Below are 16,005 nucleotides of genomic sequence, written 5' to 3'. Positions count from 1 at the left end.
GACCCTTGTTCCCCCTGAGGCCCTTGGAAGCCTTGAACGCCGCGAGGTCCTTGAGTGCCGGGAGGTCCTTGAGTGCCGGGAGGTCCAGTGGGTCCAGTAAGTCCTGTAAGTCCAGTAAGTCCAGTAAGTCCAGTAAGTCCAGTAAGTCCAGTAAGTCCAGTAAGCTCCGTAGGCCCGGGAGCACCAGAAGGGCCTGGTAATCCACCCATATTAAGTTCACACTCCTTTATAGAAACATAGTATGTTGAGACACTAGAGTTTGGTTTTAGCAAAAACCTATTAAAAGCGAATAGTACCTCGTACAACAGGTGATAGGTCATCCTTGCTGATGCTGAACAGTTAGTGCTGCGGGTCATTGCCACTCATTGGGCTTTCCGTCGAAGGATGCCTTCTTTACATAAGTTTTGCTGGAAAACAGGGAAGAACCGGGAGAGTCTGTTTGAGAGTCTAGCAGAGTTGGCGAAGGAAGAATACATTTCTTGGACTTCAGCCGATCCTGAAAGGGTAACGTTTTTCCAAGTATGAGAACGGAGAACAGGGAAAGCTGGTGGCAGGCTTCACCCCAAGAGGAGTTGGGGACAAAACGGGGACAAAATTCACTCGGATTAGGAACGGATACGAACAAGAAAAACCCTTGATAATCTAGGGTTTTAAAGATGTACTCGGATTTAATATAGATGCATTTCAATTTATGAGGAATTGTAACATGGCTTACCGGTGTATGTAAAAGTCCATGATCCAGTTTTGAACGTACCTATGAGGGATTGGAACCTTCCAAATTGAACCGGGAAAAATATTCTCCTGATGTATCCTGTCACCATGGTAGGCATGGCGAGAATTTGCTTAGCAAGCCCCTTTAAATCAGCGGTTAGAGAAAGAAGATATCGTTCGTCTATCAAAGACTCGATAGCACCGGGAGAATTTCGGCGTACGTTGCCAGCATTTCCTTGAGCTGCTGAGGAAAGATGACGATGCGATCTTTGCTCCCCCTTCACTGTGAAGGAATGAACCTAGGCTTAAGCGGGAGTCATTCCACTCGATTATGCGCCGTGGCTCGGCAGAACATGCCAAGCAAAAAAAGCCTCTCGAGATCGTTTCGAGAGGCTTTGCGGCAATTAGAACGCAACCGAATGTCTGCGGTCTTGGATGCGTTCACCGGAATGTGTTCGTTCGATATAGTGAAGCTCATTGTCCGTCATCAATAAAATCGTAGAGCTTCTCGTTCCGTAATGATCGCTCCGAATGTAGATCGAAGAGAGGAGACGCTCCCACTGCAGCGGCACGCCGGTGGCGGGCAGCGCATCGTCAGGTGCCGGATCCGCATCCTCAAGCAGTTCAAACAACGCATCGACACGCTCCTCCCGCAAGCCCTCGAGCTGCGCTTTCAATCCTTTCTTCCCTTTCGTTACCTTCGGCCAATCGGTGTCCAGCAGATGGTTGCTTACCCCGTAAACACCGGGCTGGAGCTTTCGAATCTCATGCCCTATGTTCGAATAATAATAAAGCTCGTTGGGATCGCCAACCAACAAGTTATACCCCGGATATGCTGTCCGTTCGCGGGCGGCGCGTTCCGCGTAAGCCAGGGGCGATTCGTTCCCGACTAAATAGCCGGAGACTAACTGTCCGCGGGATCGCTTACCCTCGGTTTGCTCTGCAGGATCGCGATAATTCGTCAAAGCGGCGAATCGGCCGCCGCTCGTCACGCCCATCCACGTCCCGTTCCGGTGCAAATCCCGTCCGGCCAGCACATGAGGATGATCCGTCCAATAATGAATTGGCGCCGTCGGACGGGCATAAAACTCATCGCGGTTCGCGGCCATAACGAGTTGATAAACGGGATGCACCCGATAAGCGAACAAGATCAAGCACAAGCCAATCACGGCCTTTCCGCATCGTTATCGTATGCATTATAACATCATGGAAGCGCAAGAGAAAATATCCCAAATGAAAGGCTCAAACCGGTAGCCGCCGGATTAGTAGAGGTTGTCCTTGTATTCCTTCTTCAGCTCCTTCTCCAGCTGATCCTGAAACCCGGGCTTCGACAGGGCTTCGCTCGCGAGTTTCGCTTCTAAACTCTTGTCCTTGTTCATCTTCATATGCTCAAGGAATATCTTTGTGGGCTGGATACCGTGAGTAGGCTCCGGCACCGGCCAGAGCTTGGCACGCAAGAGGGCGGGACTCCGGCTCAACTCGATATTGTTGCTTTCGATGGCGATAGCCAGCGCCGGTGTCTTGCCCTGAACGACGAAGCTTGCACGTATTGCCTCGTCAGTCGTCATCCGGGCGGTTCCCGAGACGCGGGCAACATAGGCCGACCCCGGGATTAAAAACAATGCCGAGACATGCGGCTGCGCGATGATGTTATGGAAGCTGTCAGTGCGGTGATTTCCCGGCCGATCGGCGAACCAAACGCAGCCTTTCTCAACACGCGCCATTTTGTCGGCTGGATCTCCCTTCGGGCTCAGGTCGGCGCGGCCGTTTGCGTCGATTGTCGCCAGTGCCATAAAGCGGCTGGCGCTAACGAAGTTAACGGCATCCTGCGGCGAGCTTTCGTCGGGTGCGGCCGTCCAGAAAGCGGAGCGGATCAGCGCCTTGGCGCAATGACCAAAGCACTCCTCAACGCGAATGCGAATCTCACCGTTGATGACATCTACGACCCGACCATTGACGCGCATCGTCTCCCCGGTGTCAGGAAGCAGGAACAGCGAACCGAAACCCGTGCCGGGCCTGGCCAGCGCAGGGTCGTCGAGCATCGCGGCCGGCACCCGAAGCTCGTGCGTATCGGCAGTTACAAAGCCGGAATGGCCACCGCCTAAGGTGATTCCGATCTTTTCGCCATCGCCGAACCCGGCGAATAAAAGTGGCGATGCGGCAATCCAACGTATTGCGCCTTCGTCAAGATGGTCGATTGCCTTTAACGTCATCAGAAGCGGAATCTCGCCTACGACCGCCTCAAGTGCTTCGACCGTATCGATCACGGTTTTTGGATTAAATAATTCCATCACTACCACTCCTCGATATTCATGTTTCCGAACGATGCTTATCCATACAATTGACGACATGAATGCTGTTATGTGTGTAGGATTGTTTACTAGTAAATAATAAATGAAGGAGGTGTGTTCTGTCAATTTTTTCATTTCGTGTAATAACCAACCTCATTGGAGAAGGGGAGCAGAGATGGGAGCACTTGCAGTAAAAATTGAGTACTCAGGACTGGATGCGAGTGCGGCTGTCTCCGCATTGGACACGATGAACGGACTGACGTCCGCTATTGATTGTCATCGTCGACTGTGTTATTTTTGTTTATAAGTTAACTATTTTTCGCGAGAGAGAACAATGAGGAAACGCTGATCAGAGAGAGGCGTGGCATTCGAATTTCAAGCTGCCCGCATGGGAGAGGAAGCCCGGCGTAAACGTTTCTTTCTGTGAATGGAGGTTTGACCGTGAATACTGCCGAAGGCCCGGTGTGCCGGACAAGGAAAGAATTGCGGCCGTTCTCGACGGTTTGCTGCAATAGATCTGACCGGTTGTGATATATGATTTGAGGAAGCCTATCAAATTGGAAAATTTCGAAGGAAAGGGATGCGCAATGGATTCTTCCGAGGGACTTAAGCGATTGATTTACGGCCAGTTTCTCCATTTTTCTCATTTGGTCGAGCAAACGGTCGAAACCGAGTTGGATGAGTTCGCCGATCAGGCACGGTTGCTGGGACTAGCCGCGTTTCCGAACAATTTGACCAGCATTCACGTCATCGAGTGTATCGGCAAACACGAGCCGATCAACAATACGTCCATTGCCGAAAAGATGAACTTGTCGAAAGCGAGTATTACGAAAATCAGCACCAAGCTGCATGCGGAAGGATACATCAAGCGAAGCCGGCTGAACGACAACAAAAAAGAAGTATACTTCAGTCTGACGTCCAAGGGCAGACACGTTTTCGAAGCGCACGAAGCGATGCACGCAAAGATCGATCGCCGATTTTTAAGCATTTTGGACTCCTTTTCGGAAACAGAGCTGCAGGCGGTGCTGAAGTTTTCCCAGAAGATGATCGATCATCTAAACCAAGAACTTAAGGGAGACCGGGGACCGTGACTCCTTTGCATTTCCTGCGCTTAAAAAATATGCCCAAGCAGCTTCTTATGAAAAATAAGAGATGCTTTATTTGTGTCTAAAGCAGGAGTTCCATAACCGCTTTATTTTTTGGATATCGAGGTGTAATGAAACGGTCGGTCAGGCGTACTTACATATGAACCACTTAGCTAAGCAGGTTTTCCAGGAAAGGAGGTTCATCTTGCAACAGCGCGCGATTGTCCATCCTTCTATCCCTAAGGAGGCGTTTAACCGGATAGATGCCGAATCCCAATTTACGTATATTTTCGAAACATACTACAAAAGAATCTATAACTATGTCGGTTATCGGGTAAATTGCCATTCCACGGCCGAAGATTTGACCAGCCAGGTTTTTGAGAAAGTCTTGAACAAGATCGATACCTATTCCCCGGGCAAGTCTCCCTTTGAAGTTTGGCTGTTCGCTTTGGCCAGAAATGTAGTCAACGATTATTTTAGAAGGCAAAAAAGGCACAAATTCTTTTCGCTTGAAGGACTCAAGGAGCTTGTATCGGGGAGCAAAGGACCGGAAAGCTTGTTCATCCAACGGGAGTTTAACGACAACCTTCAAAAAGCTTTGGATGCTTTGAGCGCCAAGGACGAAATATGGTTGCCCTCAAATTCGGAGCAGAGCTTAAAAATACGGAAATTTCGGAGTTGCTTGGCATTAGCGAGGACAATGTCGGCGTCCAATGTTACCGCATTATGAAAAAATTGAGAAAAATCCTGGAGAGTGAGGAGTCGGAATGAGTCAACAAAAAAGGCGTAATCACTTTCCGCAGAGATGGACTCCTTCTTGCAGCAAGAGAAATCGAGTGACCCCATCCATACGGAGGTTAAGCCTCTTCTCGAGGTAAGCCGGATGTTGGCGGAGCGAGATTACAGCAAGAAAAGCGATAAAGAGGTTGTTTATCGCCGTATCATGAACAGCAAATTCAACGAGAAGGAGACCAAAGAAATGAAGAAGCGGAAGATAAGAGCGCGTTTCTCGGTAACGGTAGCATCGCTTGCTATTGTGGGAGGCATTAGTCTGTTTGCGGTTCAGCCTTCCTCTGCATCCGAATTAATCAACAAAATCATAAACACGATATCGCTTGGATATATCTCGGTCTCGCAGATGGAACCTACACCCGACAGGGCAGTTCTTTCGGATGAAATGAAAAAACAAGCCGTCGTTACGCAAAAAGGGGAACAGCCGCCCCAGGTGAATACGCTTGAAGTGAAAGACCCTGAAAATTTGAACCAATACACGGCTTTCGACGTGCGATTACCAAGCTATTTGCCCGAAGGCTATGCGTTTGACCGCGCCGAGTTTTATGAGGATGAAGACGGTACGGTAAGCAACGCCAAATACATCAATATTTATTACGTAAACGAAAGGACCGGCAAACTATTGTTTATGCAGCAGCGTTTTGCCGATGAAGAGACTGCTTTTTCCGCAGCAACTACCAACAAGATCGATTTAGTCAAAATCAACGGCACCGATGCGATTATGTCTGGGGAGCACACGCTTGATTGGGAAGCGGGCGGCGTTCTGTATGCCTTGACGGGAAAAGAACTTCAGCGGGAAGAGATCATCAAAATTGCCGAATCCATTCGTCGGTAAGAAACAGGTCACGTAAAAAGGCACGGAGAACTGCTGCCAAAGGTTTTTGGCGGCAGTTTTCGTGTCAAGAAAAAAGCAATGCCGCAAATGCAGCTCAGACAACGGCCGCCACTCACGAACGGGCAGAGCATAACTGTGCTCAATCGCTCAACACGGCCAGAGCAAGCTGGCTTATGCGTTCAGGATCGGAGATCAGGTCGACTTCGGTAATTTTTCCACGATTCACTGTAAATTTGAGTACATAGAGCAATCGGCCTCGCGGAGCCACGACGATTCCTGCTTGTCCGTTCACGAGGGCTAGTTGTGCTGCTTTGTGAGCACGTCCCGAAACTTGTTTCGCTAGTGCGACCGCTCCTCGTGTTACTCTTGAAGATCCGGTTTGACGATCGTCACGAAGGATAACGTCCGGATCAAGCGCAGCGACAAGTGGTTCGAAATCGCCGGAGTGAGCCGCTGCGAGAAAAGCCTGAACAACGTCGCGTTGATGGTCGAAGTCGGCGTCCGGCAGTGCCTTCGCCCCGCGAATCCGGCGGCGTGCCCGGCTTGCCAGTTGTCTTGTCGCGCTCTCCGACTTTCCTACAATAGGAGCAATCTCATTGAAGGGCATAGAGAAGATATCGTGCAGCACGAACGTGATGCGTTCCGCAGGATTCAAATTACCGAGCACGACCAGCAGGGCAATACCAACAGAATCAGCCAATAGAGCTTCTTGTTCGGGATCGATGATATTTTCTTCGCCCGTAAAAGAATGGGGCAAGTGAGTTTCGATCGATTCTTCACGCCTGGATTTTCGCGATCGCAGCATATCCAGACATACACGCGAAACAACGGTAGTCAACCATCCTCCCATGTTCTCGATGCCACTTCCATCCGCGCGGCTAAGGCGCAGCCAAGCCTCCTGTACGGCGTCCTCCGCTTCGCTCCATGATCCCAGCAATCGATAAGCCACGGCTTGAAGGTGCTTCCGGTGTGCTTCGAACGTATTGGCCAATCCAACCTGTTCGGTCATCATTCAACCTCCTCGCGCAAAATAAAAGCCTCTATAAATACTGACGAATGCAACCGGAACAATGCGACAAGACGCCGATCATTCGTTAATTTTTTCTTTTCTCGAAAACATGTTGTCACACTTCCCGGGGGCCGACCCGTCAGCTTAGTAACGAGCCTAAAAACGGTTCTAATCCAAATTAAAGGAGTGCTTCACATGAAATCAAGAATGGAAAGTCCTGCTATGATCGTACCCGATGCGTCCCAAGCTTTACAAGCGCTGGGCAAAGCCCTGTTTGCATCCGCAGAGAAAACAGGCATTCCGAACCGTCTGCTCTTCCTTGCGTATCTTCGGGCGAGCCAAATTAATGGGGACAGCGTGTGCGTCGAGCTTCATTCGCGCAATGCCTTGGCGGCAGGCGAATCTACAGAGCGTCTATTGGCTGTGCCGGCATGGCGTGAGACGAACTGCTTCAATGACGCCGAGCGTGCTGCCTTTGCGCTTAGTGAATCGGTTACCCGGCTCAGCGACCGGGAAGACCCGGTGCCGGATGAGATCTTCAATGAGGCGGCCCGGCACTTCGATGTCGCTGCACTGGCTACCCTGATCGCCGGGATCGCCACAGCCAACCTCTGGAATCGGTTTAACGTCTCTACAAGGCAGATTGCTGCGGTTTCCGCGGGCAAATAGTTGCAACGAATCTCAAAAATAAGTGAAAGCGGGTACTTCCATTATGGCAACCGTGCTATATATTACGGCAAATCCACATGATGATGAAAAATCGTACAGCATGTTAGTGGGGAAAGAGTTCGTGCAAGCGTATCGTTCCGCAAATCCGTATGATGAAGTGATCCATCTTGATCTGTATAAAACGGATATACCGCAGCTTGATCAAGATGTTTTTAGCGGTTGGGGAAAGCTGAAGGAGGAGATTGCCTTTGAAAACCTGACCAAGCCGGAGAAAATGAAACTAGGCCGGATCGGTGAGTTGGTTGACCAATTTGTTGCCGCAGACAAATACGTATTTGTTACTCCGATTTGGAACTATTCGTATCCACCCGTCATGAAGTCATACATCGACTGCATTTGCATAGCGGGTAAAACCTTCAAATATTTGCCGGATCTCGGCCGGCTTGGCTTGCTGAGCGATAAAAAAGCCGTGCATATTCAAGCAAGCGGCAGCTTCTTGTCACCAGGCTCGGAGGATGCAGACTTGGAAATGGCTCACCGGCACCTGAAGGTCATTATGGATTTTGTTGGAGTTCCTGGCTTTGAGGGAATATTTGTTGAAGGGATGGCTGCGAAACCCGAGCAAGAACCTGCGATAAAAGAAAAGGCCATTCGACAAGCGCGTGAGGTTGCCCTAAGATTCTAACGTTTGGTATAAATCAAGAAAATGGGTTATGCCTTCGAGGCATAACCCACTCTCATGACAGTTGATTATTTTCCGGCCTTCAACGTCGTTGCCAGAGGATTGCTTCTAATAATTTCATAGTCCCCTTTGCCGGAAGGGAACGGGAAAACAGGCGTTATGTTCGTGGGAAACGTGGTGTAGGGTCCGCCTTTGGAGGTTTGGACTTGCACATTACTAAATGCTGCGTTTTTATATCTGTTCTTGTCTTGATTATCTTGGGTCGTATGAACCATTTTTACCTTCTTCGGGGCTTTTAAAGTACCGGCGTTTTGTACAGGCAAGGTGTAAGCTTCAATTCCGTTAATGTAGAGGGAAGCGGTGTCGTTTAAATTATTGACGAGTTTAATATGGATCGAATCTCCGGCGTTAGGCTGATTGGCAAGAGGCATCGACTTGTTGGATTTAGAGAAAAAAAGGCCGCCGAAGAAAACAATCGGCAGCCTTGTTGCATCAACACTACTGTCTTGCACATTTCGTTAGAAGCGATTCAGCGGCTCGATGCGGTAGTCCGACTTCTCATCGGCCGCTCCTGTATGCTCGCCGTGAATGACCCAGCCGTACGACAGCGTCGAAGCCAGGCGGTCGCGCTGTTCTACACTGAGCTTGGCGGAGACCGCCTCTTGTCCGGGCTCCAGGCTGAGCTCGGCTTCCTCGCCCAAGGCGAGCAGAATCCAACTGGAGATCCCCCGCAGCGTGCTGAACTTGATCTGGTAACCGTTGCAGACGGCCTCTTCGAAGACGGCGGGATCGCTTGCGGCCGACGCGGTCAGCAGCTTGTAGTCGAATTTGAATTTGCTCTCGTCCTGAGGCAGCTCGCCCGCATGGATGCGGCGAAGCAGCTCCTCCTTGGACCAACCGTGTGCGTTTAACGATTCCAGCATGAGGGCATCCCACTGCGACAGCTTGACTTTACTTTTATCGGAAGAAGACATCGATGATCGCTCCTTATTTATAGGCGTTCGCAAATTTGTGAAGAAAGAGACCGCCCGCTTGAGGCAGTCTCTTTTCATTATCGTTAAAATTCTTATTTTTTGCCAGATTTGTAAGCATTCAGGAACTCTTTGACTTTGCCGGCATCGGCTTTCAGCTCAAGACCGGTTTGGACGATCGGGCTGACCGTCGATACGGCTTTGAATTTATTGTTTTTGTAGTAAGCGAGGAATTCGTCTTGGTTGATGGAGTAGAGCACCGCTTTCCTCAGATCGGCGCTTTTCGCCACTTCACGGTTTTTCGTGTTGAACAGCAGGTACGAGACAGCGTTGCTCGGCATGGTTTGCAGCGAAAGCTTGCTGTCGCTTTTGACGATGTCGAACTTCGTCTCCGGCACGCTGTAGAACAGGTGAATCTCGCCGCTGCGCAGCGCGGACAGCGAGCTGTCGGCGTCTTTGATAAAGCGGATCTTGATGTTGTTCACCTTCGGTTCGTGCTTCGTTCCCGGCATGTAAGCCGGGTTTTTGAGGAAGATCGCTTCGTAATCGTTCTTGTAAGACAGGATGTACGGACCGCTCGTGAACAGGGTGTTGTTGTATTTGGCGCCTTCGGTTACCGTGTTTTGATCGCCGTACGGGATGTCTTTGTTGACGTCGAATTTGGCTACCTCATACGTGTTGATGCTCTCGACCTGCTTCTTGGATACGATGCCCGCCGATTGGTGAGCCAAGTAGTTCAGCACTTGCGGGAACGGGTTGGTTGTCGTCAGCTTCACGACCTGATATTTGCCTTCTTTGCTGTTGGCTTGCTTCTTGTCTGAGACCAGAGCGGAGATTTTGGCCCCGAGGCCTTTCTCCAGACCGCTTTTTACCGTCTCAGAGCTGCCGGATTGCTTGATCGAATCCAGAACAGCCGGATCGGTGACGAGCTCCGCGTTCTTGATGTGCTCATGCAAAGTGTACGTGCGATGGTTCGGCACCGAGTTTTTGTCCTTCGCGCGCAGCAGGGAGAAGATGACGTCATCCGCGCCTACGCGCTCGCCCGTATCGACGGCCTGCTTATCCTTGATTTGCGCGAAGTTGATGTCGTCCCGCAGGATGAAATAATAATCGGTATTGCCCTCGGCAATGGCGAAGTTATACGACAGGGAGCCTTCGGCGGTCAGCTTGTCGTCATCTGTCAGGTTGAGCAAACGTACGTACATATTCGTGTTGATGATGTTGATCGAACCGTCGTTTCCTTTGATCGGGTCGAGCGACGTCAAGGTCGGCTGCGTGGATTGCAGGATAATCGGGTCTTTCGCGCGTTTCCCTTCATCCTTGAAATCCAGTTCTTCCCACGGAAGGGAGCGGGATTTCGACAGCCGCACGGAATCCTTTTTCAGAACCTCCTGGTTAAAAGCTTGCGATTTGACGGAGATGTACAGAGGCGCGATATAGGCCTTGTCGAAAACGAGCTTTTGCTCAAGCTGTTTGTACGTATCTTTGTATTCCGCTTGCGTCTGTGTCGAAGCTTTCTCGATCAGCTCGTCGATTTCCTTGTCGGCCAAGATGCTGTAGTCGCCGCCCGTTTTGAACAGCGAGCGCACGGCGTAATCCGGGTTGCCGGTTACGGTGGTCCAGCTTGACAAGGCGATGTCGTAATTGCCTGCGTCCTGCTGCGCCTTGAACGACCCGTAGTCCGGCTGAAGGCTCAGCTTGACGTTGAAGCCGTTCTTGGTCAGCTGATCGCGGATGATGTTCACGTCCGTCTCCGCGGAGCTCATGGCCAGCAGCTCGATATCGGCGCGGCTGCTGTCGCCGGCCGGCTGCTCTGACGATGGTTTGGATTGCGCCTGTTCGTCCTTGGTTGTTAAAGTGCACCCGCTCAGCATAAGCGGTACGCCGAGAATTGCGGGAATGAGCAATTTCCCCTTTTTCTTCATGGAAGTCCCTCCTGGTGAAAAAAAGTTTTAAAATATGAACTCACATACATTTATTCATCGCCCTCAGGTTTTAAGCACCTGAAAAGGAGATGGAGTATGGATGAGGATTCCGAATGTGTTGTCTGCCAGTACCGTCAGCCTTACTCCAGCTTCGGATCGAGCGCGTCGCGGAGACCGTCTCCCAAGAAGTTGAAGGAGAGGACCAGCGCGATGATCGCCAGACCTGGGTAGATGGCTGTAAACGAATGCGACTCCAGATACGCGCTGCCGACCTTTAGAATGTTGCCCCACTCCGGGATATGCGGCTCGACGCCGAGCCCAAGGAAGCTCAAGCTGCTGGTCGAGATGACTGCGCTGCCGATGGTTAACGTCGATTTGACGATCATCGGGGAGATCGAGTTGGGAATGATATGCTTGAACAAAATCACCAGGTCGCCGGAGCCGAAAGCCCGTGCCGCTTGCACATATTCGAGCGTCGAGACGAGCAGGACGTTCGCCCTCATCGTCCGGGCGTAAGCGGGGATTGCTCCGACGCTCAGCGCTAGAATCAGATTCATCGTGTTGGCGCCGAACGCCGCGATGATCGCAATCGCGAGCAGGATGCCGGGAATAGCATATAGGATGTCGAGCGCCCGCATGATTACGTTGTCCGTCTGCCGGCCGAAATAACCGGAGATCGCACCCAGCAATCCCCCGACCACGACGGGGATCAGCGTGGATAAGAAGCCGACGAACAGCGAGATCCGCGCGCCGAATACGATTCGGGAGAACAGGTCGCGTCCGAAATTGTCGGTGCCGAGCGGGTAAGCCAAGCTCGGAGGCTGCAAAATCGCCCCGTAGTTGTTGTCGATCGCCATGCCGTAATCGAACGTCAGGTAGCTGCATACGGCGATGGTAGTCAGGAAGCAAATAAAAAACAGGCCGAGCATCGAGGTGGAGCTTCTGGACAAGCGCTCGACGGCATGGTTAAGCTTCGAGTCCGACAGCTGTTCTTTGTCGCGCAGCTTGGCGATCAGCAGAAGGCCAAGAAACAGGGCGAACAGATTGCCTGTTACGGCGGTCGCCAACAGCACGATGGCGACGATCCACATCCACTTGGGCAAAAGCTTGTCTTCCGCATAGCGCGCCACCAGCACCAAGGCGGCCAACTGGAGCACGACGGCCACGAGGAGCAGCGCCATGCCTTGCAGGAACGTATTGGCGACGTAAGGCTTGAATACGTTCAAGGCCGAGACGGCGAAGACGAACACGGTCGTAAGCAGCGTATAAAAGGCCAACGTGTAGGCGGCGCTTTTCTTGCGTCTGATCAGTTGGAAAGCCGCCGTCCCGACGAAGATATTGGCCGTCAGCAAGCTGAGCAGCAGCACATAGCCTAATTGGCGAGTGCCCCGCCGCAGCTCGCCGCTGCGAAGCAGGTCTCTTTTGATCAGAAACCTAACCGCTAACTGCAGCAGCCCAAAAACGAGATAGGCGGCGCATGCAGCCAGGACGGCCGGCTTCCAGGCCGCGCCGGACCCATCGTAGCTGTTCAGCAGCAGAACTAAGGCGATTCCGAGCGAAGCGGTGCCGGAAAAACCGGCTTGACTGTATTCCGGGCAAGAGGCCAGCCGGAAGCGGGCTTCATGTTTGTTGGATTGAATTGTTTTCACGGCTGCCACCTGCTAGTATTGTTTCATTTTTGAACGGATTCTTGGATCGAAAAACACGTACAAAATATCGATCACGACATTGACGATAGAGATTGCGATCGCGGTATAAACGACGCCGCCCATAATCGCGGGAATGTCCGGGATGAACTGCTTGTCCACGATATAGCTCCCGATGCCGTTAATGTTGAAAACCTTCTCGGTAACGGCCGAACCTCCGAGCATTCCGCCGAACTGAAGTCCGATGACCGTAATGATCGGGATCAGCGCGTTGCCTACCGCATGTCTCCACAGGACGCGCCTGCGGGACAACCCCTTGGCTTTGGCGGTCGTAATGTAATCCTCATGAATGACCTCAAGCGTGGAAGAACGGGTCATCCGCGCGACCGCCGCCGTTAATCCCGTCCCCAGAACGATCACCGGCATAATCATCGACAGCCAGTTCTCAGGACTATAGGTAGCGGGAAGCCATTGCAGCTTGATCGAGAAGTTCAGGATGAAGATCAAGCCCTGCCAGAAGTTCGGGATCGACAAGCCGAGCAGCGCAATGAACATAAACGTATAATCGAAAAACGAATTCGGCCGCGTCGCCGATATAATCCCGATCGGCAGGGCAATAAGCACCGCGACGATGGTGGATATCACCGTGAGGGTCAACGTCACGGGAAATTTTGCGGCGATGGCTGTCGTAACTTCCTCGTTGCCGGCAAACGACTTGCCGAGATCGAAGGTCAGGATGCCTCTTAGGGTATCCCAGAGCTGCACCAGATAAGGCTGATCCAATCCGTACAGCTTCTTGAATGCGGCGATCTGCTCGGCGGTCGCGGTTTCCCCGAGAATATTGGCGGCCGGTTCCATCGGCGATATGTACAGGATGGTGGAGACCAGGAAGGCGACGCCGAAAATGACCAGCACCGTCATGACCAGCCGCTCCACGATGTATTTCAGATAAGCATTCCCGTAAATCCCGATCAGCGCATACATCAGGATGCCCGGCAGGAAGGTCACAGCCAGAAACGCCGGGTGACGGATCAACATCCGGAACGTCTCGGCAAACGAGACTCGTGTCTGGTGATGCTGCTCCAGATGAGCCTCAACCTGCCGTTGCAGAGCTTCCTTGAACTTCTCGGCGGTTATGCGCTCCGCTTCATGCTCCAACTGCTTCTGATCGACCTGCTGGTTGAAAAAACGATGCTTCCGGGTCAACTGCTCCTTCGTTTCCGCTAAAATCCGGTCCCGGTAGCCGGACTCCAGCAGCTTACGTTCCAGACTTCGGCGCAGCTCGCGATGCCCGTCCCGCTTGCAGCGATAGAGGTAAACGATACCTGCGATTATGTTCACGGGCGCCCCTGCGAGCAGCAGCAGGAAGCAGTAAGTCGGATGCAGCAGCATTTTGGAGTAGATGTTCCCAACCCGGTCAACGAAACGGGAACCTGTGACGACCGTTTGCCCTGTCAAGCTAGTGCGCTCCCTTTCAAGTAAATTAGTAATTTTAAATTTGCATTATTCCTATTGATATAGTAGATTTTATGATGAGGGTTGGAAAATGTCAACAATTACTAACGACAAAATGCCGAGTTTTCAAAATCTACGATTCGACGCAGGTGACTTATGGATACGTTATTGCAGGTAAACCAATTATCCGTCTCATTTTATTCCCGGGATAAGGAAGTCGAAGCCGTACGGAATGTGAGCTTCGAGGTACGCAAGGGCGAGACGCTGGGGATCGTCGGAGAATCCGGCAGCGGCAAGAGCGTCACGGCTCGCACGATCATGCGTCTGCTGCCTTCGCCGCCCTCTATGGTGAAGGGCGGGGAGATTTTGTTCCAAGGCCAGAATCTGGCCCATAAAACCGAACAGGAGATGGAGCAGATCCGGGGGCGGGAGATCGGAATGATTTTTCAGGACCCGATGTCCTCGCTCAACCCGACCATGCGGATCGGCAAGCAGATTGAGGAGAGTCTGATCAAGCACCGGAAGCTCTCCAAAACGGAGGCGCGCAGGGAAGCGGTCGAGATGCTGCGGATGGTCGGCATTCCGTATAGCGAGACGCGGTATATGCAATATCCTCATGAATTTTCCGGCGGCATGCGTCAGCGGGTGATGATTGCCATCGCGCTAGCTTGTCGTCCTTCGCTGCTGATTGCCGACGAACCGACAACTGCGCTGGACGTCACGATACAGGCGCAGATTTTGCACCAAATGAAGGAGCTTCAGCGCAAGCTCGGCACCTCGATCGTCCTGATAACGCACGATCTTGGCGTTGTCGCCGGCATGTGCGACCGCGTCGTCGTCATGAAGGAAGGCGAGATCGTCGAGACCGGCACGACGGAAGAGATTTTCTACTCGCCGAAGCATCCTTATACGATCCGGCTGCTGAACGCGCTGCCCCGGTTGGACGAGAAGAAGAAGCCAAAGCCCGTGCCGCTCATCAAGAGGTCGGCCGAGGATCGTCCGCTGCTGGAGGTGCGGTCGCTGAAGCAGTATTTTGATCTCGGGAAAGGACAGATCGTCAAGGCGGTGAACGATATCAGCTTCGATATTCAGCCCGGCGAGACGCTTGGCGTCGTAGGCGAATCCGGGAGCGGCAAGTCGACGACGGGGCGGGCGATTCTTCGTCTGAACGAGCCTACCGGGGGCGAGGTGCTTTTCAAGGGGATCGCGTTGAACCGGCTCAACCGCGGTGAAATGAAGACGATGCGGCGCCACATGCAGATGATTTTCCAAGATCCGTACGCCTCGCTGAACCCTCGCCTCCGCATCGTCGACATCATTGGCGAAGCGCTGGACGTGCACCGGGTCGCAAGAGGGAAAAAGGAGCGGCAGAAGCGGATCGAAGAGCTGCTCGATATGGTGGGCCTAAGCCCTGCGCACGCTATGCGGTATCCTCACGAATTCTCGGGAGGTCAACGCCAGCGGATCGGCATCGCGCGCACCCTAGCCATCGAGCCGGAATTTATCGTGTGCGACGAGCCGTTGTCGGCTCTGGATGTTTCGATCCAGTCGCAGATCGTGAAGCTTCTGGAGGAGCTGCAGCAGCGATTGGGTCTTACCTATCTGTTTATCGCGCACGATCTGTCGATGGTCAAGCATATCAGCGACCGCGTGGCGGTAATGTACAAAGGCAAAATCGTGGAGCTGGCGGAGAGCGAGGAGCTGTATGAGAATCCGCAGCATGCCTACACGAAGTCGCTGCTGGCCGCGATCCCGGTTCCCGATCCGAAGGTGGAATCGCGGAAGTCGTTCACCGCTTATGAGGAATCCTCGAAGGCGGACTCGTACGGCTTGGAGCGCTCACGCTTCGTTGAAGTGAAGAAGGGGCATTGGGTGGCGGTTGCTGAAGGGTAGGGGAGTTAGGAATTAGGAGCCGTTCCGTTCGCTATGTTCAG

Annotated in this window: 15 protein-coding genes; 6 read left to right on the top strand and 9 right to left on the bottom strand. The window is 52.3% G+C overall.

Annotation, left to right across the window (positions count from 1 at the left end):
* The 3 genes from PEH01S_RS35185 to PEH01S_RS26775 form a co-directional block, all read right to left on the bottom strand.
* Positions 1-220, bottom strand: a 220-nt coding sequence (locus tag PEH01S_RS35185) for a hypothetical protein (RefSeq protein WP_218032717.1), incomplete at its 3' end; no start/stop codon positions are given.
* 895 nt (positions 221-1,115) lie between these two features.
* A complete protein-coding gene (locus PEH01S_RS26780) occupies positions 1,116-1,880 on the bottom strand; it encodes an NRDE family protein (protein WP_307720128.1) in 765 nt (254 codons plus the stop codon).
* 93 nt (positions 1,881-1,973) lie between these two features.
* A complete protein-coding gene (locus PEH01S_RS26775; RefSeq protein WP_246063075.1) occupies positions 1,974-3,002 on the bottom strand; it encodes a pyridoxamine 5'-phosphate oxidase family protein in 1,029 nt (342 codons plus the stop codon).
* A 587-nt stretch (positions 3,003-3,589) separates the two neighbouring features.
* Between PEH01S_RS26775 and PEH01S_RS26770 the strand changes: the two genes are divergently transcribed.
* The 3 genes from PEH01S_RS26770 (at position 3,590) to PEH01S_RS26760 (ending at position 5,714) form a co-directional block, all read left to right on the top strand.
* Complete coding sequence (locus PEH01S_RS26770) at positions 3,590-4,093, top strand: MarR family transcriptional regulator (protein ID WP_025849479.1); 504 nt, start codon at positions 3,590-3,592, stop codon at positions 4,091-4,093.
* Between the two features lie 199 nt (positions 4,094-4,292).
* Positions 4,293-4,817 (top strand): sigma-70 family RNA polymerase sigma factor, encoded by a 525-nt coding sequence (locus tag PEH01S_RS26765; RefSeq protein ID WP_246063074.1) that lies wholly within the window; start codon positions 4,293-4,295, stop codon positions 4,815-4,817.
* A gap of 87 nt (positions 4,818-4,904) precedes the next feature.
* A complete protein-coding gene (locus PEH01S_RS26760; protein WP_164828048.1) occupies positions 4,905-5,714 on the top strand; it encodes a DUF4367 domain-containing protein in 810 nt (269 codons plus the stop codon).
* Between the two features lie 139 nt (positions 5,715-5,853).
* Here PEH01S_RS26760 and PEH01S_RS26755 read toward each other — a convergent pair whose 3' ends face one another.
* A complete protein-coding gene (locus tag PEH01S_RS26755; protein ID WP_127489121.1) occupies positions 5,854-6,723 on the bottom strand; it encodes a sigma-70 family RNA polymerase sigma factor in 870 nt (289 codons plus the stop codon).
* Between the two features lie 195 nt (positions 6,724-6,918).
* Here PEH01S_RS26755 and PEH01S_RS26750 point away from each other — a divergent pair, with 195 nt between their 5' ends.
* Positions 6,919-7,392, top strand: a complete 474-nt coding sequence (locus PEH01S_RS26750) for a carboxymuconolactone decarboxylase family protein (protein ID WP_127489119.1) — start codon at positions 6,919-6,921, stop codon at positions 7,390-7,392.
* 43 nt (positions 7,393-7,435) lie between these two features.
* Entirely contained in the window at positions 7,436-8,077 is a 642-nt protein-coding gene (locus tag PEH01S_RS26745) for an NAD(P)H-dependent oxidoreductase (RefSeq protein ID WP_127489117.1), read from the top strand.
* 65 nt (positions 8,078-8,142) lie between these two features.
* On the opposite strand, the gene PEH01S_RS26740 is transcribed toward PEH01S_RS26745, so the two are convergent.
* From PEH01S_RS26740 to PEH01S_RS26720, 5 genes are all read right to left on the bottom strand, one after another.
* Positions 8,143-8,586, bottom strand: coding sequence for a hypothetical protein (locus PEH01S_RS26740; protein ID WP_127489115.1), 444 nt, complete (start codon positions 8,584-8,586; stop codon positions 8,143-8,145).
* A gap of 6 nt (positions 8,587-8,592) precedes the next feature.
* The gene (locus PEH01S_RS26735) at positions 8,593-9,048 is read right to left on the bottom strand and encodes a hypothetical protein (RefSeq protein ID WP_127489113.1); all 456 of its coding nucleotides are present in this window, start codon (positions 9,046-9,048) and stop codon (positions 8,593-8,595) included.
* A 92-nt stretch (positions 9,049-9,140) separates the two neighbouring features.
* On the bottom strand, positions 9,141-10,970 hold the full coding sequence (locus PEH01S_RS26730) for an ABC transporter substrate-binding protein (protein WP_127489111.1): 1,830 nt from the start codon (positions 10,968-10,970) through the stop codon (positions 9,141-9,143).
* Between the two features lie 140 nt (positions 10,971-11,110).
* A complete protein-coding gene (locus tag PEH01S_RS26725; RefSeq protein ID WP_127489109.1) occupies positions 11,111-12,619 on the bottom strand; it encodes an ABC transporter permease in 1,509 nt (502 codons plus the stop codon).
* 12 nt (positions 12,620-12,631) lie between these two features.
* Positions 12,632-14,074, bottom strand: a complete 1,443-nt coding sequence (locus tag PEH01S_RS26720) for an ABC transporter permease subunit (RefSeq protein WP_127489107.1) — start codon at positions 14,072-14,074, stop codon at positions 12,632-12,634.
* 153 nt (positions 14,075-14,227) lie between these two features.
* Between PEH01S_RS26720 and PEH01S_RS35900 the strand changes: the two genes are divergently transcribed.
* Entirely contained in the window at positions 14,228-15,964 is a 1,737-nt protein-coding gene (locus PEH01S_RS35900; protein WP_127489105.1) for an ABC transporter ATP-binding protein, read from the top strand.
* Positions 15,965-16,005: the final 41 nt, after the last annotated feature.

The sequence above is a fragment of the Paenibacillus ehimensis NBRC 15659 genome, assembly GCF_004000785.1.
GTDB lineage: Bacteria > Bacillota > Bacilli > Paenibacillales > NBRC-103111 > Paenibacillus_G > Paenibacillus_G ehimensis.
This window is presented reverse-complemented; position numbering and strand designations above follow the sequence as displayed.

Excerpts from the sequence above, each read along its gene's own strand:
- PEH01S_RS26775 (WP_246063075.1), bottom strand. The coding sequence starts at position 3,002 with ATGGAATTATTTAATCCAAAAACCGTGATCGATACGGTCGAAGCACTT.
- PEH01S_RS26770 (WP_025849479.1), top strand. The coding sequence starts at position 3,590 with ATGGATTCTTCCGAGGGACTTAAGCGATTGATTTACGGCCAGTTTCTC.
- PEH01S_RS26755 (WP_127489121.1), bottom strand. The coding sequence starts at position 6,723 with ATGACCGAACAGGTTGGATTGGCCAATACGTTCGAAGCACACCGGAAG.
- PEH01S_RS26750 (WP_127489119.1), top strand. The coding sequence starts at position 6,919 with ATGAAATCAAGAATGGAAAGTCCTGCTATGATCGTACCCGATGCGTCC.
- PEH01S_RS26745 (WP_127489117.1), top strand. The coding sequence starts at position 7,436 with ATGGCAACCGTGCTATATATTACGGCAAATCCACATGATGATGAAAAA.
- PEH01S_RS26735 (WP_127489113.1), bottom strand. The coding sequence starts at position 9,048 with ATGTCTTCTTCCGATAAAAGTAAAGTCAAGCTGTCGCAGTGGGATGCC.
- PEH01S_RS26730 (WP_127489111.1), bottom strand. The coding sequence starts at position 10,970 with ATGAAGAAAAAGGGGAAATTGCTCATTCCCGCAATTCTCGGCGTACCG.
- PEH01S_RS35900 (WP_127489105.1), top strand. The coding sequence starts at position 14,228 with ATGGATACGTTATTGCAGGTAAACCAATTATCCGTCTCATTTTATTCC.